The sequence below is a fragment of the Legionella saoudiensis genome (assembly GCF_001465875.1).
GTDB lineage: Bacteria > Pseudomonadota > Gammaproteobacteria > Legionellales > Legionellaceae > Legionella > Legionella saoudiensis.
Genome location: NZ_LN901323.1, coordinates 358,567 through 381,719 on the forward strand (window position 1 = coordinate 358,567; position 23,153 = coordinate 381,719).

A 23,153-nucleotide genomic window follows, 5' to 3' on the forward strand; every position below is an offset into this window, starting at 1 on the left:
CTTTAAACTTGTGAATACACCGGCTCATGTTGTTTGAAATCCTTTTTACCATAAGATTAATATTCTTCAAATATTTGTTGTAATTGGCTAATCTCTCTAGTTTTATTTAGCGCGAGCGATAGCAACAGGCTTGATTTATGAGGCGATAAGCCTTTTGCTACAATGAAGCCATATTTTTCATCATATGCTTGATCAATACTCGTATAGCTAACTCCGAAGCGAGAGCATCTTACTATAGGAATATTTAATTGTGCCGCTTTTGCCAATGCTTGTGATATATGAGTTGGTTGATAACCTTTACCAAACCCAGCACTGACTATGCCAGATATACCAAATGCTATACAGGCATTAATCAAAAAGTCATCCATACCTAAATGAGCATAAATAATTGAGACTTTTGGTAAATCGTTTAATCCTAATAAGGAAAACTCACTTTGATAGGTGTGTTTGTACATTGGCGTTGATTTCAAAATAAATTGGCCGCCAATAACATGTCCTATTACTCCTATTCCTTCCAGAGCAAAATTACTATTTAACCCTGGTGTAGTTTTTACAGCATCACGAGCCGTAATTACATAATCATTAAATGTTACTAAAACACCTAATTTCATTGCCTTATCGGAACAAGCTATATTGATGGCATTATATAAATTTTTCTTTCCATCAAAGGTAAGGCTATTTTGTGGATAATGGGCACCAGTAAAAATAATAGGTTTTATTGATTTTACGGTTAGCCCAATAAAATAGGCTATATCTTCTAAAGCATTCGTTCCTGTGGTTATTACTACTCCACTATATTCACTTGAATCCAGAAGAGCTTGAATTCTTTGAGCTAATTTTATGAGCCCTTCAACAGTCATCTCATGGCTGATTTTCTGCTCAAACTGTTCTATTTTGATTTTTACATGAGGTCCTAATTTAAATTCCTCAATAAAGGAAGAAACAGAGCGGCTTGGGCGTTTATAAAATTCTGCGGTAGAACCTTCACCAATACTGCTAATAGTTCCACCTAACTCAATTATTCCAATAATTTTTGGAGCATGGTTCACCTTAATAAATCCTAATTTTAACTACATGAGAAGATGATAAGAGCACTATTGATTAATAAAAATTAGTCAAATATTCCTTAGGCCGAATTAAGCAAAGATAGACTACAGCTCTTTTCCGTATATTTTTAAAGAGGGGATTATATATAGGCTTTACATAATTTCAACTAAAGTTTATTTAAGAAGCTTCTCTAGTTGTGCTTGAGCATGGTTAACATTCCGGATGCTGTTTCAGGGGCAGTCTTTTGATAATATAAGGCATGCTTTAACTATCAAAAGATCTGACCTAACTTAATAATAATTCGAGCCCTTGACTCATAATTGCAACTATCTTCATGAAGAACCTCGTTGATTAGCACAGAGGGCTATCACCTAATTGAAAATTAAACCAATTCACGGCTAGGTTTTACATCTTCATTGTCGTTGTTTCTTGCTCCTGAGGTTCTTTTGCTGTCAATGCGCCATTTTCACCTAAATTAAACGATTCAGGATTTTGTTTGTATGCTTGAACATCTTTTAATGTTCCATGGACAAAATTGGTACCATCAGAATAGATGCAATGATCGGTTGCTGGATTATACACTTCAAATGGGCGGCCTTTTTCTGCTTGTTCTTTAAAGAAACTGATCGCATCTTCTTGGCTGTCAAAAGTAAAAATAGTATTTCCATCTTTTTCTTCAACTTTTCTACCAGGTTTTTCTTCCTCATAATCCTTGATTATCTGTTTAAAAATGTCATTTTGTATACCTTGAACAACGTAGTTAACTTCTTCTTGCTTCTTATCTTTTATAATATCGGGGTTTTTAATTACGTCTTTGCCGTATGCAGCTAAAAGCAAATTGTATTCTTCTTGTTCTTGTTCCGTTTTCTTGTTATTCGCTTGCAGTTCAAAGAATTTTTTTAGCTCGGCCTCTTTCTTTAACTCATTTTCTAGGTCAATTGTTGATTGGCTCATTGCTATCTCCATTGGGCACTTTTCCTTACAAAATAGTATAGGTCATTTAAGTCACTAATATAAAATGAGGGCGCAACAGTCATTGATTTTTAATTCATCTTCTCCTGCCTTTAATTAAAAGGCAGGATATTTTGCTGAAAATTCTAATGTGAAGCATCAAATTACGTTCTTTTGATAATCAATCGATCATTAACAATCGTTAGATCGCCAAATCGGTCACGGATAATATTTTTATCGCCAATTTTCTCTTCGAGATAACCTGCGGCTAGGCCGGCTTGCCCTTCTCTTATATTCGTATACCAGATGTTTACCGGATAATATTGATTAGAATTAGCTGTTGGATTTTGGATGTCTTGGGCGATAGTTTTTGATAAAACTTTTATTCCTGTCTGCATTGCCTGACGAGCTTTGGCGGCATTATTATCAGCCCAATATTTGATGGTTTCCTTAATTGGCAGCGGGTCTAGTTTTTCAATGTATTGAAATTTATTTTGATAGATTAAAGTAGGCCTTGGCGTGCCTTTTTTATATATTTCCACATCAGCAGTCATAATTAATGCATCTAAGGCTTTGTTGGAAAGTTGGTAAGATAAGCCAACATAAACCATCGCATCACCTTTAGACTCGTTTGTAAGTATGTTTTTCTTTGCTAAAGAAATCTCTCCATAAACGTGGCCTTTATTGAAATGTAACCATTTTATAGTTTTTAATTCCTTAGAAAGCTGTTGGTTCATTTGTTGGTTAAAATCTACACCGGCAAGATTCTGATGAATTGGTGCGAAAAGCTGCTCGGTTCTTTTATTTTCATGATGGACAATGGCTCCATTTACCACTGCCGTTGCGATAAGCCCTGTAACTCCAAAGGCACTTCCATAGTTTCCGGTAGGGGCAGCCATTGGCTCTACTTCTAGATTTTTTTGACTTGTTAATATTATTGCATTGGTTTGATTAATAGCCTGCTGCTGATTAACATCAACGGGCATGCGACCAATAGAAGTACAGGCAGTTAAAGAAAGAGATACAATTAACGCAATACATGCTTGAGGCAAAAGCCTGGTAATTTTTTCCATAATAATTCCTTGATAGTTGGGCTAATTTATTTTTTTTCCATTGCGGCGCGCATTCTATCTTGATTTTAAAAATATGCAATAAGTGAATTATATTTTCTGAGATGCAGGCGTTTAGGATTTACTAATCAAGCTGCCAATGGGACGCAAGATTGACGTAAAAAAAATATCAAATAATTTTGGCATTCGTGGGTAGAGGGGCTTTAGAGAAAAAGAGACAGTAAGCCCCGTATCACATAGTCATACATTTCCAGGGTATTAATAGCGCCAGGCTGATAGTTTTTGGGACTACTGTAAGCATTAATCTGTTTTTTTGCCTTGCAAGGCTCCTGAACGTATTAACTCTTCATGGAAGCCTAGTGAGCTATGATTAGTAACGCGATCTAAAAAAACTATGCCATCTAGATGGTCGCATTCATGCTGTACGACACGCGCATGGAGGTCGACTGCTTCTCGCTCAATTAAATTCCCATTCACATCATAACCGCGATAAACAATGGATTTATAGCGAGAAACTTTTCCTCTGAGCTGCCCAACACTCAAGCAACCTTCATAGGCTTCTTCCATCACATCAGAAAGAGGCTCAAATGAGGGATTAAATAGAACCGTAAATGGGATGGATGGCAAATCAGTGTAGACCGGATGTTGTTTCATGCCAAAGGCAATAGCACGTTTGTGGATCGCAATTTGTGGGGCGGCTATTCCTAAACCTTGCTCTTCTTCTAGGGCTTTAAAAAGAATGAATTCCATTTCTTTCAGCTGTTTAGAACCCCAAAGATCTTCGCTAATAGGTTCTGATATCATTCTAAGTAATGGATTTCCTAGCTGTATTACTGCATATGAATTCATAGTATCTCATGATAATACAAAAATTAGTTTGCTCATTTTAACATTATTACAGCAAACTAAAGTACCAGATTAATATCTTGGTTTGCCTCAGTACTCACTACTTTAGTTTTCGTTTCGGGCGGAGCTAATAAGTTTCTAATATCGTTCTGTAAGGTTTTATACTCAGGTCTTAGCTTTACTAAGGTATCAAACTTCGCTTGCAAATCTAAAAAGTTTTGTCGTTCTTCTGGAGTTAAGGGAAGTTGGCTCTCCATTAGTTTTTTCGCTATAGGGGCAATCTGCTGCTCAAGTTTATTGATTTCTTCTAATTCTTTTTGTGAATATGCTGCGGATTTATTTACCCTTGGCGTACTTGGCTCGCTTCGAGTTGGTTTTTTAGTTAAAAACCCAAAAAGGCTGGTTTTCCTTTGGAGCGTTTCCTGGCTAGGTAAGGCGCTGTGCATACTCATAATATTTTTGTAGATCCATTTAGCGATCATGGTTAAATTATTGTCATTCGCTTGCGTAGGGTCAGGCAATTTTTTGCTGTCTTGCCATTTCTTTGCGCCTTTCTCATAATCAGCTTCGTAACGCTCACATTGTCTAATTCCTTCTGTTCCTACGGCATTATAAATTACGGCGCTTAAAACTTTATTAAACCCATCAAGTAAGCAAATTTGTTTTTTTTGCAACATTAAAAATAATTCCACGGGATCTTTAATTTCGATTTCATCGTCTTTAGCTATTGGCTGAGACAGCGTATTGGTCCTTTTATGGGTATCATTAAAAAAGCTATTTTTATCAGTTTCGCGGCCGAATACCGGTTTTTTAAGCCTAATCTCCGAATGTAAGAGGTTTTCAATTTCATTAATAAGCTGCTCTATATTACTGTTCTTGATATCAGAAATAGCCGTCTCAGAGCGATTAAGTGGTAGTAGACAGTTATCTCGCAAGGAGCCATTCCATAGTTCCAGAAGGTGTTGGTAAGCTTGTTTTAAGAGTTGCGCTGTTTCTAATTGAAGTTGATGAATTTCTTTTACTAAGTGTTTTTTTGCTTCGGTAGGCTCATTTTTAATTCGAATAAGGTCTTTGATGGATCTTAGTTCGGCTTGCTGCTTTTTTATTTCCGATTGATTTAAGGAATCTTTAGTTTGCGCAAATTTTTTTTCGCGCTCTGTTAATATTTGCTCTAGTTGTTCTACATCGATGGTTGAAACATCTCTATTTAAAACATCCCATATCCGGTCTTCTTCTTCTAAAAAGGGAAGAATTTGGCGCATTTTTATTACATATGGAAGTAATCTCTCGAGAAAATATAACGCTTCGGGTATGTAACGTGCAGCTGAGGCTTGAAAACCTGCTCGTTTCGAAGGATCTTTGATGGTAAGCCATTCTTCTATGGTATGAGTAGAACCTTTTAGAGTAATCCGATCGGAAAATGCATGGCTAACATAATTAATCTGCTCAATAGAGTTAAAACTAACTCGATATTTCTCGAGCAAACTTGCATTATGATCGCTTATTGATTCTGCATTTTTCTTCGACGTACTCTCGGGCACAATATCTTCCTCTGTTGGTTATAAAATAGATTCATTGGTGCCATTTTACATAAAAAGCACACAAAACCATAGCTAATTTGTGCAATAAGAAACCATAAAGTTTTATTTCTTCATGGGGTATGGATTCTCTATTTTTTAATATGCGCATAGGGATGCTAATGCGATGTGATAAGGGCTTCATTCTTTTAAAGAATGGCCTTATGTATAAATAAAATTAGAGGAATAAATATTATACGGCTAAGAAAACAAAATAGATTAAAAATTAAGCGCTTAAAATATTAAATAAAACAATTAAGCACCGTACATCTGTGGTCAAAAATGATACTTTTTTTTGATTTCTCCATAATGGATTACTATGATTAAGAGAGTAGCGCCTTTAGTTTCTGGAATAAGGAGAGTGATCATGGAAAATAGAGGAATCGTCAAATCTGGTGAAATTACTGGAGCCAAAGTAATGAATCCAGCACATGAAAATTTAGGTGAAATTGCAGAAGTAGTTATCGATAAACAATCTGGAAAGGTCAATTATTTAGTATTAGATTTTGGTGGTCTCTTAGGATTCGGAAATAAATATTTTGCGGTTCCTTGGCAGTTATTTTTATATGATAACGAGGATGATCGCTTTATTCTAAATGTGGACAAACAGCAATTAAAAAATGCCCCTGGTTTTGATAAAGATCATTGGCCCGATTTTTCCGCACCTGAGTTTTCTACTTTAATCACTGGCTTTTATACCGTAGAAAAGTAAAATCTTTATAGAAGCTATTTAAAAATAAGATAAGGCTTTCCAGTCTTATCTTATTTTTGCTCAATTCCCCACTTAATTTTAATCTCACTTTAGTTACCTAATGGGCAACTTTTTATTAGGTGTTATGAAAATAATTGCTTGTTGATACAGAAAAGGTAATGATTGGTTAAGCACGGAAAGGTGAAACAACATCTTTGCCAATGCATACAAGATTAAACCTGCACTTGGGGCTGGCAATCTCATTAAGCCCATAGCAATAAAAAATACCGGGCCCTGTGCACTCATCTATTCTTGATTTCAAATGATAAGGATATCACATGCTATTTTTAGGATTAAACCAACGAAATGCTTTAAGTCGTACCTTAATTTTATTCTTTGCTCTATTGGTATTCACCGTAAAGCAAACATCAGCGGCGGGCAGTGGGCTATTTTTTAACGTTTCTGCGGCAGGTGCAGCCGCACAAGTAAATATTACCCTATGCCTGAATGGTAAAGGGCCACTATCGTGTCAAAAATATGAGGTCTCTGCTGTAAACTTAAATATTAGTACGACAATCCCTCATCATATATATCCGACAGCAGGTATAAAGGTTAATACCCCAGGTTATACTTTAAGCGGATGTACACCCAATAATAATGGATATTGTTTGTTCAGCGTTAGCAATACATCGCCTGTAAAAATCACGCTGATTAATAGGGTAAATCAAACAACATTGATATCAAACAATAGTTCATTAGCTCTTTCCGTTAAGTGCCCATTAGGGGCAACAGGCTGTGTTTATACCAACGAGGCATTAAGCGGGCAGCCCAGAAAAATAATAGTAACTAATAATGGAGCACTTACAGCCACCAATGTGTCGGTTACATCATCTGGACTTCCTGCGGGAACAACCATTTCTGCTTCAACCTGTAGTGGAACACTAGGACCTGCGGACTCATGTAGCATAACGGTTAGCCCCGGCAATACGGCAAGCTCAGCTTGCACTATAGGTACGATGCCGACCAATGCCATCATCACGATAAAAGGTAGCAATACAAATGAAAATCAAATTAAAATCGTAGTACTAAGTTATGGTTGTATTTATCAAGGCGGATATGTGTATTCGATTGATGATACAACCCTAAGCTCAAGAAGCGTGGGGGGGAAAGTTACTGCGCTTAGCGACCAGGTTTCGCCAAGCTCCGGTATTCTTTGGAGCGCAGATAGCGCAGGTAATTATGATAATGGAATAAGCATTTGGGGAATTGATGAGGCATCCACAACGAATGCTGCAAGCCCTAACGCAAGCTCTAGCCCGCCGGCGACATTATATCCTGGGCAATCAAATTGCAATGGCAAAGCAGATGGCGCATGCAATACCAATAACATTTATATTTATTATAGTAATTTTGCCAGTTCCATTCCTTCTTTATCTAGTTATGCAGCAGGGCGTTGTAAGCAAGAAATTAATGGATACACCGATTGGTATTTACCCTCTATTTGCGATATGGGCCCGGATACAGGCAGCCTAATTTGCCCCTCTCCGGCGTTACAAAACATGGTTGATAATCTACCAATACTCATCGATAACTGCACCGGCCCACAGTGTTTGGCTGGAGATCATTGGAGCTCAACAGAACAAGAAGGCAATCCAAGTGACAATGCCTGGTCTGAATGCTTTGCTTCTGGGGGCAATAGTGAGCAATGTATTGATGTTAAAAGCGAACTTTTAGGCGTTAGGTGCTCGCGGACGTTGACTTTTTAAAGGCGTTAAAAATACTGAATATGCCAAAATGTTTACATAAAAATCATCTAAATTTAAAATGCATCTTTTTTATTTAGATGATTACTCATAAATGTATTCCAAGCTTCAAACAGTACCTTCTGATGTTTTTTTTAAACTCAAAAATAATAAAGTTAATCAAAAAATACCTTTAAGAGAGCTTGATATCCTCCAAAAAATGCAGGGTTTACTTAATAGCCAGCGGATTCAGTTATTATTTGGTCATTATGATGTGGAGGTTTTATTTCAAGATGACGGTTTACGTATCACTAACTTAAATTCAAATGGGGTTATGCGGACCTGTGCGATAGTGCATTTTGCTGCATCAGTTCCTGATTGGCTACAACAAACTCATAATAAAATTTATAAGGGTGGCTCCATTGGCCAGACCATTAAAGAGGATAAATTTCAATTAACCAAAAAGGATTCCTTTTTAGGTGTTACTGATTTACCTGAGTTTGCCAAGCTAAAGATGGAAACAGAAGAAAATTCCGCGGCAGTTCACATTTATCAACTTATGGTGAGCCATCCTAAGACTGCTGAAACGGTAATGTATTGTACTATTACTGAGGTTCATAGCCCTCAGTATTTAACTGTTGGTGATTTACTCCATTTAACTTCTGCGGCAACATCGGAGGTAATTACCGAAGAAGTGCAACATTGTTTAGAGCAACTGAGGGGGGTGGAACAATTACTTCGTCCTGGACTTAGTGTGTTCATCTAATGGTAATAGTTGCCATTGCAGATAAATGTCGCTTGGAAAAGCAAAAGACACCCCTCTTGCTTTTAACCAAAATGTATATAAGAATATGCAGCGTTTATTTTTATCTTTCAAAAGTTTAACTAAGCATATCCAACTACTGATGTATATGGAATTTTAAATGGAAAATAGGATGTTCTTCGCCGTGAAAATACTAATCAACAAGCATTCATTAAATAAATTTCTTTCTGATAAGTTTCGTCCTCATCGATGAAGAATAGTCCAGGCTTTCGTCCTCGTTATCAAATATTATTTTAAGGAGTATTACTATGAAAAAAAACATTCTTTCGGCTTTAGCCATATTAGCCTGTTGTTTTACCTTATCTAGCTGCGGAATTAATGCCACCACTGATTCAATGACTTATAGCCATTCCTACACATAAACCGGTGAACAAAAATTTTCTTCATGGGATAACGGTTAGTGAGGTAAAAGGCGGTCATACGGTTAACCCGTTGCTTGCATCAGAAATTAGCAATGAGAATTTTAAAGCGGCATTAGAAAAATCTCTCCAAAATGCGCAATTGCATCAGGGCATGAAGCCAGGAAAATATTCTTTAAAAGCAACAATTGTACGATTTGAAAGACCGGTAATAGGCTTGGACTTTAAATCAACCCTAATTGTGAATTATAAGTTGTTCGCAGCAAAAGAGCAGAAGCCTATTTTTGATAAAACGATTAAAAGTTCTTATGTGGCCAAAATGAGTGATTCACTTATTGGGGTGACGCGTTTAAAAATGGCGAATGAGGGTGCGGCTAGAGAAAATATAAGGTTATTAATTAAAGACTTGTATAAAAAGAAATAGCACGAGACATAGCCCTGATTAGGCGACTATTAGTCGCCTAATCAGGGTACATGGAAAAATTAAATTAGCGAGTACACCATATGGACATGAAAAATAATAAATATTTGTTTTTTTTCTTGATGCTTTTTCTTCTTGGCACAACCTATGCATCTGAAAATATTTTGATAGAGCGCTATGAACAATGGAACCATCCTGTTTTAACAGTTTTAAAGAGGTATGACATATCATTGTATAAAGTAAGTTATTCTCAAGATGGGACTTGCCCCACATTTTATGCGAAATTTAAATATGATCCCAAATCTCCACCGCCAAATTCTTCCTTCAATTACAAACGGGCTTATCAGGAGTTATTTAAAGCGAACTCCTCTTTTCCTTATGCCTTAGTCGATGAGGAGCGCAACATAAAGGTTAACGTTGGCTGGTTAGATGAAAAACAACAAAATATGTTCATTCTATTAGGTGAAGCTAGCTCGCCTTCCCTTTGTAATAATGGGAATAGCCGCTTTGATAATGATTTAAAGGAGCTTTATGTTCATTAAAGCGATAAAATTTTTACCCAATTTTGTTCTTGTTGTGGAGGAGATAACAACTTTATAGTTTCGATTTCCGCTACAGCAAGACTAGGATTTTTATTAGAATACCTAGGTAAATTGCTTTATTATGAGGCAGAATTGGCAAGATGAGGTTGGTATGAAGGCAGTTTGTGTTTATCTTGGTGCAAATGCAGGGAATAATAAGTCATTCGCGCAGGCGGCGGTAAAACTTGCCCATGAGCTTGTTAATCGCGATCTTACCTTGATTTATGGTGGTTCAAGTTTAGGGATGATGGGGCTTTTGGCCACCACGGTGAAAGAGTTAGGTGGTAAAGCAATCGGGGTTATTACTCGCCATCTTTTAGAGAAAGAAAAATATCTGGAGGGGCTAGATCAATTGCATGTAGTTGATTCAATGCAGGCGCGGAAAAAAATGTTGCAACAGTTAGCTGATGCATTTATTGCTATGCCTGGAGGCTTAGGTACTTTGGAAGAGGCGATTGAAACCTGGAATGCTATCAAAATCGGTGAGCTTAATAAAAAGATAGGATTTTTGAATATTGATAATTATTTTGGAAAATTGTTTGATTTTATAAACGACTGCGAAAGTAATGGGTTTATGAATGCTCAACAAATAGCGATACCTCTAATAAATAGCGATTCCTCTTTATTACTTAATCATTTAGTTTGCATCGCTGAAGAAGGTAATCTCGTTTCTGGATTGTAAATATACGTGATGGTGTTCTAGCTAGCAAAATACAATTACATTAGATAATGAGAGGCATATTGTAGCACAAAAAATAACAGATTTTTTAACTCTCTGTTAGCGGCTTAAGCATAGAAAAATTTTTGGGATATAATTAGCTATACTTAAGCTTAAAAAACTTGGTTGATTTTATGAGCAAAAATATATCGCTTCCAATTGCATGGTACGTTGATGATTATATAGCTCAACGAGAAATTAATCATTTATCTGGAAAGGAGCCTATTTATGTGGGACATCAATTAATGGTGCCCAACATAAATGATTTTCATGTTCTAGAGCGAGAAAACCACAGTAAAATTCTTTTTCATAATGAAGATTCTTATTCGTTAATTTCTAATGTGTGTCGTCATCATGAAGCATTAATGCTTTCCTCTCGAGGAAATACGCAAAAAATAATCTGTCCTGTCCATCGCTGGTCGTACAATACAGAGGGTGTGCTTTTAAATGCACCCCGATTTGCAGAGAAACCCTGCCTTAATCTCGACCGACACGAGCTAACAGCCTTTCATGGACTGCTGTTTATGGGAGACGAGGCCCCGCCATTTAATTTGCATCAAGAGGTGGTTGATACGATTAATAGCTCCAACTACCAATTTTCTAAGGTAGTAACGCAAACCTATCCGTTTAATTGGAAAATTTTTATGGAGGTTTACCTCGACAATTACCATATTCCAGTGGTTCATCCTGGCTTAAGTAAATTAGTGGACGTAGAAAACCAACAATGGATGATTGAGGAAAATCATTCGGCGCAGTTTGTCAGATTGAAAGCAGATTTTACACGCTTTGGAACGAAAAAATATGAATTGTACCAAAGCCTAATCAAGGAGCATTGGGGAGCTAATGTTTTAGTTCAAGACATTATGTGGCTCGCCCTTTACCCCAATATCATGATTGAAAAATACCCATTTGCTTTGGTAATTAGCTCACTTGAGCCTACCGCAGCTGATGAATGCATCAATATTGTAGAATACTATCTTGATCAGGAAATAGTAAAAAAATACCCTGATTTTCCAGCTATATTTACAAATGCCTATGCGGAAACAGCCGCGGAAGATGCGGAAATTTGCGAATTAATATTCCAAGGAAGAAAAGCGCTTTATGGTAACGGCAAAACACAAAGCGAACATGATCCCCATCATCCATTAATGGAAAAGGGACTCCCTTCTTTTTATAATTTTATGTATCAAAAATTCGGCGACCCCTCTCTATTTAATTGGTAAATCTTCAACTAATTAGATAGTCGTGCTTGCATGCCATGTTTTCCGGAATATTTTATGGAAAAATATTATCATAGCAGGTGCAGGACCCATTGGATTATATGTGGCAATTCAGCTGAAGGAAACCACATGTGAAAAACAAATTCCACTTTTCGCTAGATTTTATACCAGGTGCTGTCTATATTTTGACCATGAGTGGTCATTAGTTCTATACTTAAATTACATGCTTAATTAAGCTGCTCTATATATTTAAAGTTGGAAATTAAAAATCACACTATTCTCGCTGAGTTGTAAGAACTATTTTTAGTGAGCAGAGATTTATGGCCAAGAAAAAAACAGAGCATTTCATTAGTCCGTCATGGGAAAAGGACTCCTCGGCATGCGGAGTAAGCTTAATTGTTCATTTTTTAAAAGATGGTTCATTTATAAAGAGTCGAGATTTAATTCAAGAGGGCCTAGATGTATTAAGCAGTTTTAGCTATCGTTCTGGTTATAACCTCGCAACGCAAGAAAGCGATGGCTCTGGAATTAGATTTTATGGACTGCCCACCTCATTTTTTAATAAGCTAGTGAAAAAGGGTGATTTTGCAGGAAGAGCAACAAGCTCTGTATCTTTCAATCTCAAAGAGCGACACTATGCCATTGGCCAGTTTTTTTTGTCTCAGGAGCCGCAGCAGCTCCATAAAGCAAGAGAGCTCATTGAGCTTTGTGTTAAAAAACAAAAGCTTAAAATTATTGGTTGGCGTAATCTAGATAAGGCGATGAATTTAGACGTATTATCAGAGCGCGCTCGCATCAAAAAACCCGCCATTTGGCAAATTCTTCTTGTATCGGATACCTCAGTACCCTTGGAATTGGACGAGCTCATTCTCATTAGACTAAATCAATTAATCTATTTTCATGCACGAGAGGAGCAAATTCCACTCGATATAGTCAGCTTGAGTAGTGAAAAAATTGTTTATAAAGGCATGATTCCTTCACCATTATTGGGAGCCGTCTATCTGGATTTACAGGAGCCGGATTTTACGGCCTACGCTTGTGACGTGCATGCACGTTTTGCTACCAATACGAGCCCCCAATGGTCAAATGCTCAGCCTTGTCCTAATTTTACCTCTCATAATGGTGAGCTAAACTCTGCATTTAGTAACGCCAAACAAATGACTTATGAGTTAAATGCGCAACAGTTCTCAGGGATTTATCCCAACAAAGCCCTGTCTGATTCGATGCAATTAGATGCTGATTTAGCGAATCAAATCATAATGAAGCAAATTCCTTTAGATGAAGCGGTGATTCGCCTTCTTGCGCCTGCTCAAGGGGAGTTTTCTGATGAAATTAATGCCATGTTAAAATACTGGTCTTTGGAGCGCACCTCCTACAATGGTCCAGCTTTTATCGTTGCGGGTTTCGCTGGGAATTTTATTGCAAAGCTAGATAGCATGGGGCTTCGGCCCTCGCGCTGGGCTTTAGTGGAAGACCGGCAAGGGGGACGTCGCCGTCTTTATGCGGCCTCAGATGATTTTATTAATGCTGAAGCAGGCATTCTGTTGCAAAAAGGACATCTTGAGCCAGGTGGCATGTTAGTACTAACCGCGCAAGGCCATTTAATGCAAACGCAAGAAATCCTCCAATCTATTGCCACACGCTATCATCAAAAGAGCCCCGATTATTTTCAACAACAAGTGCAACACATCGTATTTCCCTTAGCTCAAAGGAATTTAACTACCTCCATTGAACATTACTTAAAAACGCCTATCGGTTCAGATCTTGAGCGTATCTTATATGCCGCTGGCTGGGATTATGAAAGCGAAGACCAGGTGGTGCGGATTATGGCCGAAACGGGTGGCGAACGCACGGCTGCAATGGGAGATGATACTAATATCTTATACACCGATACTTTACCACCTCACATTTCCTATTTTTTTCATCAATTGTTCGCCCAAGTATCAGCACCCCCCTTGGACTCCATTAAAGAGCGCTCCCGTTTTTCATTAAATACCTTTCTGGGTGGCAAGGGGGCCAATAGTGTGCCGCAGCAATTCATAGAGCTTTCTTCACCTATATTGAAAGTGGACGAGTTGACTGATATTGAAAATCACCCCCAAGTTAACTCACAGATTATTGATACGAGTTTCGCAGTTTATTTTGGCCAAACTTCGTTCACCATGGAGCAGGCTAATGAGCTCTTAAGCACCGCCATTCAATCATTATTGCAGCATGTAGAAGAAGCAGTTTTTAATGGCAAAATAACGAACTTAATTTTAAGTGATCGCCACGCAGGCCCACAATATGCGGTGATTCCCGACTTGATTGCCGTAGCGGCGGTAAGAAAGTTTCTTGAGAAAAAACATTTAGATTTTAGTATTTCAATTACTATGGACTCCTACCAAATTACCGGCCCACACCAAGCATCTACCTTATTAGCTCTTGGCGCAAAAGCAGTTTACCCACGCGGTGCTTATGCCAAAATACATGCGCTTTTTCCGGAGGATCCTTATGTGTATTGTGCTAACTATCGCGAGGCCCTGCAAAAATGTTTACTTAAAACTATGGGTAAAATGGGAATTACTGATGTTAATAATTACATTAATGGGTCGCTAGTGGCCGCTTTAGGTCTTGATTTGACGCCAACAGCAGAGGAGCTGGATGTGTCTCCAAGCTTGGCGGCTATTTTTGCCCATATTTATTCTCCGCTTAAAGGGATAAGTCTCGCCCAGATTGCTTATGCTGCCTTAATCAGACATCAACAAGCCAACAACCCCGAGCATGAGTTTATCCTTTTACCACGCTCTGGTTATTACATGCCGGAAAAAAATGGCGTTAAGCATGGGTTTGGTCCGCAAGTAGTTAATGCATTCACCGCATGGATGAAAGAAGAAAATTTAGCTGCCAGCTTGTATCAAATGCATTTAAGTCTACAGCAAAAAGGATATCCTAATTTTATTTCGGATGTGTCTTCCTTTTCGGTAAACGCAGGCTTTTTAGATCCGCGCCGCAAAAATAAAGAGGGATTCTATCCTGCTGATTATTTAGAACAATTTAGACCCTCGGCGGCGTTTAAAAAATTTACTCAAGCGGTTGCGCGTTACCAGCAGGAAAATCCGACCTCAATAAGGGATTATTTTAAAATTAAAGTAGAGGGGAGCAACAAGCCCCTAGATAATGCCCAGCCAATACAAAGCCAACAAGAACTTCGCAGCTTATTGTATGCTGGCAGCATGAGCCAGGGGGCATTAACGGTTGCGGATCCTAAAAAGCCACATAAATTGGGTGCTCATGAAACCTTAACCCGGGGTATGAATGCCGTGGGAGCTAAATCAGCCTCAGGCGAGGGAGGGGAAGCACCCCAAGATTTGCGGTGCTTATTAACTTCTACCCGGAGTAAACAATTTGCTTCAGGACGTTTTGGCGTTAGCGCCGAGCAAATACTCAGTGCTGAAGAAATAGAAATTAAAATTGCCCAAGGTGCTAAACCTGGTGAAGGGGGCGAATTACCAGGGACTAAAGTTTCAATTCGTTTTGCCGCGCAACGAGGCGGGCTTCCTCACCTTAGTTTTATCAGCCCACCGCCACACCATGACATTTACTCCATTGAAGATTTAGAACAACTTATTTATGACCTGAAATCAGTGAAAAAAGATCTTAAAGTGGCGGTGAAGTTAGTCGCCTCACAAGGCATAGGTGCTATTGCCATCGGCGTGGTTAAAGCGGGAGCGGATATTATTAATATCGCTGCAAATTCTGGCGGTACGGGAGCAGCACAACAATCCAGTATTAAACATGCGGGGTTTCCTGCGGAATTGGGTCTTGCCGAAGTAAATAGGGCGCTACGTCAAACCTATCAGCGAGAAATGGTGCAATTACGCGTTAGCGGTGGTTTTAAAACGGCAGATGACGTTCTCATTGCGGCGATTTTGGGGGCGGATCTCTTTGAATTTGGTACTACTGCCATGCTGACGCTTGGTTGCAAAATGCAACGTACCTGTAATCTAAGCTGCCAGCCTGGGGTGGCTACGGATGGGCATTTATTTAAAGGCGATCAAATAAATACTGAACGTTATTTTGTAAACCTTGCCGCCGCTATTCAACAGCGTTTATTGGAATTGGGATTTCATAATTTGCGGGAGCTTCGCGATAGAACCGACTTGCTCCAGCTTATATCTCCTGAATCGGTTGGCTCTTATGATTTTACGCCCTTGCTTTCACGAGCGCAGTTACCTCCAGTATTACAAAGGCAAGAGTCACTTAACGCATTATTACAGCAGAAATTAATTCGCCCGCAAGAGGATGAGTTAATCACCCTTATTGCCGCTAAGCTGAATCAAACCAATGAAGACTTTGTTTCAGAGCCCATCGTACTCACCACTAAAAACCGCAGTTTTGGGGCGCGCATAATGGGGGTATTTACCTCCTATTTACAAAAAAAACCTCAGAAGAAAATAGTCATAAATACCATGGGCAATGCAGGGCAAAGTTATGGGTTTCTCAATGCCATCCATTTAAAACATATTGGTTCTGTTCAAGATGGCTGCGGTAAAAGCATGACTGGGGGGGAGCTAATTCTTTGTCGGTCTGCGCAAATCAATGCGGATGAAGCGAGTCAAAATAGCATTGCAGGTAATGCCATGCTTTATGGTGCTAGTGGTGGCAAAATTTATGTTAATGGCCAAGCCGGACATCGTTTTGCTATTTTACTGAAAGGTGCGGAAGTGGTGGTCGAGGGGGTCGGTGATTTTGCCTTTGAATACATGACATCTGGCACGGGAATGATTTTAGGAAATGTTGGCAAGGGTTTGGGAACAGGAGCCTCAGGAGGGGTTATTTTTGTTTATGATCCCCATAATAGCGTACAACCATCCCCGTCGCTACGCGTTACTTCCGCCAAAGAACGCAGCGCATACAAAAAGGTTATTTATGCGCTACTTAACGAACATAGGGAAAAGACCGATTCAGCTCTAGCAAAACAGATAATTGCGCAGTTTAAATTAGCCCATTTTAAGGTACTGATTCCCATTGAAATGGATAAAATCCAAAGTTGGCGACAGGTATTAGATGTAATTCAAACCTACTATTTAAGAAATACCACCTTAACCCAAGGAATGCAGGTCTGGTTAATGGAAAAAATCTTAAGCCTTCCTCAGGCGACTAAGGCCGAGCTTAATGAACTTCAAGGTCTTTTACAGCAAAATATTGATACGGTCTTTTCATCTGAAGCAAGAGCGTCTTTACAACAGCTATGTCCTCTAACTTCAAATGTGGAATACGTTATTCCCTTATCATCATTACATAAGCCCGTGATTAAAACATTAAATCCGGTAGAAATACGCTTAAGTGATATTCGGGGGACTTTGGATTATCAGCTTTTAAAACCCTTAAAAGATATCCTGAGCTATGTTGCTGAATTGACGCAAAATGCTCAGGGATGCTCAGGTTGCCGGGCTCAATCGTGTTCCGGTAATGAGCAAATCGAGAGCGGGTGTCCTAGTGGTAAAGGTATAAATACCATTAACACGCTATTAAAAAGAATTGGCCCGGTCAATGAGCGCGGAACGTTAAGTACGGCGCAATGGAATTATTTACGTCAAGCCTTTGCGGTACAAATAGAAGAATCGCCATTTATTTCTTATACGGGTGCCGCCTGTCCCGCACCATGCCAAAACGCATGCACCGAAACAATTCCAAATCCTGGCCCTGCAAACAGCAAACGAGGTGGGAAGTTGACGGGTGAGGCGGTACATATTAAAGATATTGAGTATGCCCTTTATCAACTTGGCCGTGCTTTAGGATGGTTTGATGGTAAAAAAATCTGGACTAAAGAGGAAGTTGTTTTAGTGTTTGGGGGTGGTGTTGCAGAGGGGCTCGCGGAAAAAAGCGAGTATGATAAATTAATGGAAAATTTCACCCCTCCATTTTGCATTCCCCCACACGTGCGGAAAAAGAACCGAGAGTTGATTATTATCGGTTCCGGTCCTGCCGCGATGCAAATGGCATATAAAGCCTTGCTTGATGGGGTGCAGGTGCGCATGTATGAAAAATCTAATAAAGCAGGCGGCTTATTGGTTGATGGTATTCCCGCGCATAAATTTGATAAAGTCTACTTGGCTGAAGATTTTAACTACTTACGCAATATGGGGTTGGAGCTCTATTTAAATAGCGAAGTTTTTTATGATCCTACCACCGGTGATTTTCGCATTAAGGGGACTGAGGAAATTATTGCAAGCAGTCATAACGAACACCAATTTGTTGCGGTCTGTATTGGTGCAGGACAACCGAAACAGCTAGCTCCTGCTGTCATCTCTGAACTACCACCAAGACACCATACAAAATTAGTACAGGCAATTGATTTTCTCAAAGAGGCCAATCATATTGCTGCCACGTTAATTCATAGGCCTATGACTAGTCCGGATGAAAAAGAAGCCTTAATAAGAAAACATCTAGGCCATATGGACCCTCGCAATAAAAAGATCGTGGTGATTGGCGGTGGAGATACGGCGCAAGATGTGATTCGCTGGTTAGCACGATATTTTAATCAAGAAGAAAATATCTTAGGTGAATTAAATATTTTAGTAAGAGGTCCTTTTCCCCCTCAACAGCCTATACCCAATAGCTACCCGATGCCTTCTCAAGCCCTGAGTGATGAGAACATGCTTAAAAAAACCGAAGTGGAATTTGTTCATGGAACGGAATTATTTTTGGTTGAGCCTGTAAAAGTGCAAATAAATCCTCAAACAGGTAAATTAGATCTGCAAATTAAAGAATCTAAATTTAAATATGCAGAACAAATACAAAGTGATAGTCATTTAATATCTCTTTTTGACGCGTTACCGCGAGAGCTAAAGCCGATAGCAGCAGAATGCAGTCAATTAAGAGTGATCCAAGATATTGATCTTATTATTTGTGCTTTAGGATTTGAAGGGGGCGATAAGAGTTCCTTAATCGCAGCGATTGAACAGCATAACTTAAAAAATGTTTATAAAGCAGGGGATGCTGCGGGTACAAGCCTCATTGGTGCTGCTCAAAATAATGCGAATAAAATTTATAGTCTTATTAGAGCCGCGATGGCGCTAGAACATGAGCGAACGCCACGCGAGCATTCAATCAGGTAGTTGAGTTTAAAAATAACAAATCTTATGGCTCTGCTACCAGAGCCACCGGTCCTAAATTATCGAATCGAAACGCTAATTTATCTTACCTGAGACGAGTGTGGCAGGAGGACTGGTCACACTCAAATCAGAGAGTAATCGATTACACCTTTAATGTACTAGGTGTGTCTTCCAGCTTAATTTCTTCTTTTTTATCTAACCTTGGGAATGGAAAAGTGCCTAGAGTTTTTATAAAAGAGTCTAGGACTTCTTGTTTGGTTTCAGTTGAGGTACCAACTTTATTCTCTAGTTGTTGAATTAGGCCTCTTAGCTCATCGTTCTTATAAATTTCCTTAAAGAGTTCAGGAGTAGTGTTGGGTGCATCGCCGCGCTTTAGAGCGATACATGAGGCAACAAAAATTGCCGAGGCAGCAAAACAACAAACTTGATTATCTGTTCTTGATTGAAATTTTTCTCTCCAATCAAAAAAACCAGTTCGGGGATCATCAATAAATACCTGCGATTCACCCGGTAGTTTGAATGCTACATATTCATGTACAGCAGGAGGCACTTTCCCCAAGAGCTTGGAAAAAATTCCTAATCGTCCCTCATCACTTACAAGACCACCCACAGCAATTTCCGTAAAAGAAATGTCAAGACCTTTTTGTCTGAGGCCAAATTCTACGCCGTTTCTTATGAATAATGCTTTATCTTTTATGCCGCATAAAGAATCAGCATCCACAAGAGCAAAATACGTTCCATTTTGTCTTTTAATAATTTGAAGTTTTAAAATATGATTTTCATCATCTTTATAAGAGACCCAAGCCTTCTTGCCAGTTAGCTTTTCCAGCAAATACTGAATTTCATTTGAATATAATCCCAAACTTTGCAGTGCTGTTGATGGCTCAGAAAAAAACTTCATAGTGTGTCTCCGATGATATTTTAAATAAACTCTCTATGGGATGATTTAAACTCCCTGTGGATAGGGTGAATATGATACAGTTAATTTAATATTTGATCAATTAAATTGATGTTTTTCTATATTATGGTGTAGCTCATACAGGCTTAATTCTTAGCTTTAGCTTTTATTAGGTATACCGAAATCCCTTTATAATTAGTAGGCTAAATAATAGAAACCAGTGATGTGGCATAAAAGATCCACCTAGTGAATCTAGTTAGGCTATAGTTAATAATGATTTCAATTGAAGTTTAAATTTTTGACAATATGACTACAAGTTAATTTAAAATACGAAACTTGTGGTATGATACCAACATTTTGAATGTTTATGTGAGTTTATATGGCCAAATTTAAATCACTTGAAGAGCGGATGAGGCATAAGCAAGGCAAACTAATACCTGCTTCAATGTGGCAAGATAATCAATTATTCAACGAAACCTTAGAAGAGTCTGTCATTTCGATTATGAAGGTTAGAAGCAGTGAAGTAATAACCTGTTTAAAGAAATATCAACCTAAACTCAATGATCAATGGAAGAAGAAGCAAGCCTGGTTAGGAATTGCCTTAACTCAGCCCGATAATTTTTCCTTGCTGGAAGAAACAGCAAAAATACTCGGATTTAGTAAAAACACCTTATTTTCATTATTCGCCATATTAGGAAATCTAGTTTTTTTACAGACCTATACACAACAATTTCAAAGCCAAGAAGTCCTAGAGCTAATTAAAGATAATGAGTTTTATGCTTACAGAAAAGGGGCGGAGCATGGCCATGCACATATATTATCATTCTTAGAGGCTAAAGCTTCAACGCTTACTTTAGAAATGATCCTTTCTGAAAACTATGCGGCCTATAAAAATGCAGCTCGCAATGGGCATGTGGATGTTCTTAAAGATTTGGAGGAAAAGGCATCTGAATCAGTCCTCGCCATGATCCAGGCGCAAAACTATTATGCCTTCCGAATGGGGGCAAAATATGGTCATATAAGCGTATTAAGGCATTTGGAATCAAAAGCGCCTCAATTATTCAGTCAAATGGTTGAAGTGGATAATTTCTTTGCTTATCGTGCATCGGTAGAAAATAAGCAAATAGAAGCGGGTCATTGGTTGCTCTCAAAGAGTAGTAAGTGTTTTGCTTATGCAGAAGCTCACGTAGAAGAATTTGGTAAGGCTAGTGTTAATCCATTCATTGCTCAATATTTGACTACTCTTCATCGTGAAGCGCTTAACGTTCCTGCCACGGGCGTTTTTGATATTCAGAATTCAGAACAAGCCAAAATTTGTTTCTACATAGTAAGAAATTTAATTCGCCGTAATGACCGCGCTTTAGATGATGAGATAAAGTTTTTACTCAATCTACCTTCGGTAAAAGCCTTAGCACATACTGCAGTTACTTCCGGACAATCCAATGAATTGGTGCGACTTGCTCTGACCACAGGAAACCAAGAGGCAGCATCCATTCTATTAAACATTCCCGAAGTCAGGTCCTTAACTGAAGAAAATAATTATTATCGTGCAGAAGTACATGGACAATTAGATTTATCGCAGTTGTGTAAAGATCGAGAATCGTCCATGACCGCCTTGACCATAGGAGAGCAAAAACGTCTTGATGAGGCCATTAAACGATACGGGCCTACTCTGAAAAGCATAGGTACGAGACAGCTCATAAATCAGCTACGTGAGCGCCTCCAAGAACGTTATGCAGCAAATCCTGCTTCGATAGTAGATAGGCTGGGGAAGCGAATTATTCTTCCTATGGATTTTGCAGAATTTCAACATCTTAAATTAGATGAAAACGACTACAAACTCGCATTAAAGGCGTATTATCAAAATAAAGATCATTCGGCATGGCGCTATTTATCTAAGCCTAACCCATGGATGCATCCAGAAGCCGAATATGTTTATCAGGATAAAAAAACTTCCGCCAAGTGGTCTACTTTTGAAGATTATCAGCCACTCATTGCACTTTTTTGGTTGGCAGCCCAAGATAGTGAAATTGCACCTACTGAGGGACATACTTTTGAATCTCGTTTACAACATTATATTGAGGAGCTGGCTCTCATTGGGCGCTCTCACAATTGGGATAAAACACGAGTTAATGCAAAAGAGAAACTAGAAGAATATGATGACCTAGAGGGAGATAGGCCTTCTTGCTACTCCGGGGTCAAACGCAGACTTTTTCAATCGGTCTTAGGGCATCCTCTTATTAGTATTTTGACTGAAGATATAATTTTAGAGGAACTAAGAAACTTTGCTCGTGAGCATTTTCAATCGTGTATTCGAGATGACAATAAAGAAGCTTTAAAAGTCGCATTTGAAGATTATATTACCAATATAGATAATATCAGCGAGCCTAATAAAAACCTTCTAATAGCCTTAAATATTCCTGTGGCAAAACAAAGGGACTTTGAACGCTACTTAACAACAAAATATGGGGCTCAATACTCGGAAGACTTTACTTTTATTAGCCTAGTACGGAATAAGATGACCTTTTCTTCTAATAAAAGTGATTTTTTTGGAAATTGCCATGCCCTAATGCTTGACGGAACTGCTGGGTTATATCAGATGTTGGAAAGCACTGCAGAACAAAAACAAGACAAGGCTAAAGTGGGACAAATAGGATTTTTCACACCAAAAAAAGAAACTAAGGTTAAGGATACTCTTTCAACTCAGTCCTCTGACACGTTTTCCTCTGACCCGCTTTCCTCAACTCCTGGGGCATAAATTAATTAGCCCGGGTCTGCTTCTTTTCCTTAGGAAGGGCCCGGGGTTATTTGTGATATTTACCTTCCTAAATAACTCAACGGACCTATTGATACTCAAAAAACGGCATTCTTCTTTGACCTTTTCTCTAATAACCGGAAATAGTAAAAAGATTAATTCAAATAGTTATACCAGAATCTTAATGTTGAATCAGCTAATTTCCAGGGGGTTAAACATGCTCCAAATCGCTTTGGGGCAGTTATAACACGGATTTTCGCATAGATTCCCAGCCAAAAGACACCATCTGAATTTTTTGTCCTACACTTAATATAAACAACATTGAATCTCACGAGTTTCAGTAAATTGCAATTG

The 23,153-nt window shown here is 38.6% G+C and carries 15 protein-coding genes; 9 read left to right on the top strand and 6 right to left on the bottom strand.

Going from position 1 to position 23,153, the window contains the following annotated elements; all coding sequences use genetic code 11:
* Nucleotides 1-56: 56 nt before the first annotated feature.
* From BN3124_RS07900 to BN3124_RS07920, 5 genes are all read right to left on the bottom strand, one after another.
* On the bottom strand, nucleotides 57-1,049 hold the full coding sequence (locus BN3124_RS07900) for an asparaginase (RefSeq protein ID WP_058534256.1): 993 nt from the start codon (nucleotides 1,047-1,049) through the stop codon (nucleotides 57-59).
* Nucleotides 1,050-1,452: 403 nt separating this feature from the next.
* Nucleotides 1,453-2,001 carry a hypothetical protein gene (locus BN3124_RS07905; protein WP_058534257.1) on the bottom strand — a complete coding sequence of 183 codons (549 nt, stop codon included), beginning with the start codon at nucleotides 1,999-2,001 and terminating at the stop codon, nucleotides 1,453-1,455.
* A 161-nt stretch (nucleotides 2,002-2,162) separates the two neighbouring features.
* Nucleotides 2,163-3,071, bottom strand: a complete 909-nt coding sequence (locus tag BN3124_RS07910; RefSeq protein WP_058534258.1) for a hypothetical protein — start codon at nucleotides 3,069-3,071, stop codon at nucleotides 2,163-2,165.
* Nucleotides 3,072-3,368: 297 nt separating this feature from the next.
* Complete coding sequence (locus BN3124_RS07915; RefSeq protein WP_058534259.1) at nucleotides 3,369-3,917, bottom strand: peptide deformylase; 549 nt, start codon at nucleotides 3,915-3,917, stop codon at nucleotides 3,369-3,371.
* A gap of 56 nt (nucleotides 3,918-3,973) precedes the next feature.
* A complete protein-coding gene (locus BN3124_RS07920; RefSeq protein WP_058534260.1) occupies nucleotides 3,974-5,455 on the bottom strand; it encodes a hypothetical protein in 1,482 nt (493 codons plus the stop codon).
* A gap of 403 nt (nucleotides 5,456-5,858) precedes the next feature.
* Here BN3124_RS07920 and BN3124_RS07925 point away from each other — a divergent pair, with 403 nt between their 5' ends.
* From BN3124_RS07925 to BN3124_RS07965, 8 genes are all read left to right on the top strand, one after another.
* Entirely contained in the window at nucleotides 5,859-6,203 is a 345-nt protein-coding gene (locus tag BN3124_RS07925) for a PRC-barrel domain-containing protein (RefSeq protein WP_058534261.1), read from the top strand.
* A gap of 317 nt (nucleotides 6,204-6,520) precedes the next feature.
* Nucleotides 6,521-7,948, top strand: coding sequence for a DUF1566 domain-containing protein (locus BN3124_RS07935; RefSeq protein ID WP_058534263.1), 1,428 nt, complete (start codon nucleotides 6,521-6,523; stop codon nucleotides 7,946-7,948).
* Between the two features lie 91 nt (nucleotides 7,949-8,039).
* Nucleotides 8,040-8,690: a hypothetical protein gene (locus BN3124_RS07940; protein ID WP_058534264.1), complete on the top strand. Its 651-nt coding sequence runs from the start codon at nucleotides 8,040-8,042 to the stop codon at nucleotides 8,688-8,690.
* Between the two features lie 423 nt (nucleotides 8,691-9,113).
* Nucleotides 9,114-9,530 carry a hypothetical protein gene (locus BN3124_RS07945; RefSeq protein ID WP_058534265.1) on the top strand — a complete coding sequence of 139 codons (417 nt, stop codon included), beginning with the start codon at nucleotides 9,114-9,116 and terminating at the stop codon, nucleotides 9,528-9,530.
* An 86-nt stretch (nucleotides 9,531-9,616) separates the two neighbouring features.
* Entirely contained in the window at nucleotides 9,617-10,069 is a 453-nt protein-coding gene (locus tag BN3124_RS07950) for a hypothetical protein (RefSeq protein ID WP_196398912.1), read from the top strand.
* Nucleotides 10,070-10,220: 151 nt separating this feature from the next.
* The gene (locus tag BN3124_RS07955) at nucleotides 10,221-10,790 is read left to right on the top strand and encodes an LOG family protein (protein WP_078061527.1); all 570 of its coding nucleotides are present in this window, start codon (nucleotides 10,221-10,223) and stop codon (nucleotides 10,788-10,790) included.
* Between the two features lie 170 nt (nucleotides 10,791-10,960).
* The gene (locus tag BN3124_RS07960) at nucleotides 10,961-12,049 is read left to right on the top strand and encodes an aromatic ring-hydroxylating oxygenase subunit alpha (protein WP_058534268.1); all 1,089 of its coding nucleotides are present in this window, start codon (nucleotides 10,961-10,963) and stop codon (nucleotides 12,047-12,049) included.
* Nucleotides 12,050-12,366: 317 nt separating this feature from the next.
* Nucleotides 12,367-19,149, top strand: coding sequence for a glutamate synthase-related protein (locus tag BN3124_RS07965; RefSeq protein WP_058534269.1), 6,783 nt, complete (start codon nucleotides 12,367-12,369; stop codon nucleotides 19,147-19,149).
* A gap of 139 nt (nucleotides 19,150-19,288) precedes the next feature.
* Here BN3124_RS07965 and BN3124_RS07970 read toward each other — a convergent pair whose 3' ends face one another.
* Nucleotides 19,289-20,047 carry a hypothetical protein gene (locus BN3124_RS07970; protein WP_058534270.1) on the bottom strand — a complete coding sequence of 253 codons (759 nt, stop codon included), beginning with the start codon at nucleotides 20,045-20,047 and terminating at the stop codon, nucleotides 19,289-19,291.
* A 376-nt stretch (nucleotides 20,048-20,423) separates the two neighbouring features.
* Between BN3124_RS07970 and BN3124_RS07975 the strand changes: the two genes are divergently transcribed.
* Nucleotides 20,424-22,802, top strand: a complete 2,379-nt coding sequence (locus BN3124_RS07975) for a hypothetical protein (protein ID WP_196398913.1) — start codon at nucleotides 20,424-20,426, stop codon at nucleotides 22,800-22,802.
* The last annotated feature ends 351 nt before the right edge of the window (nucleotides 22,803-23,153 follow it).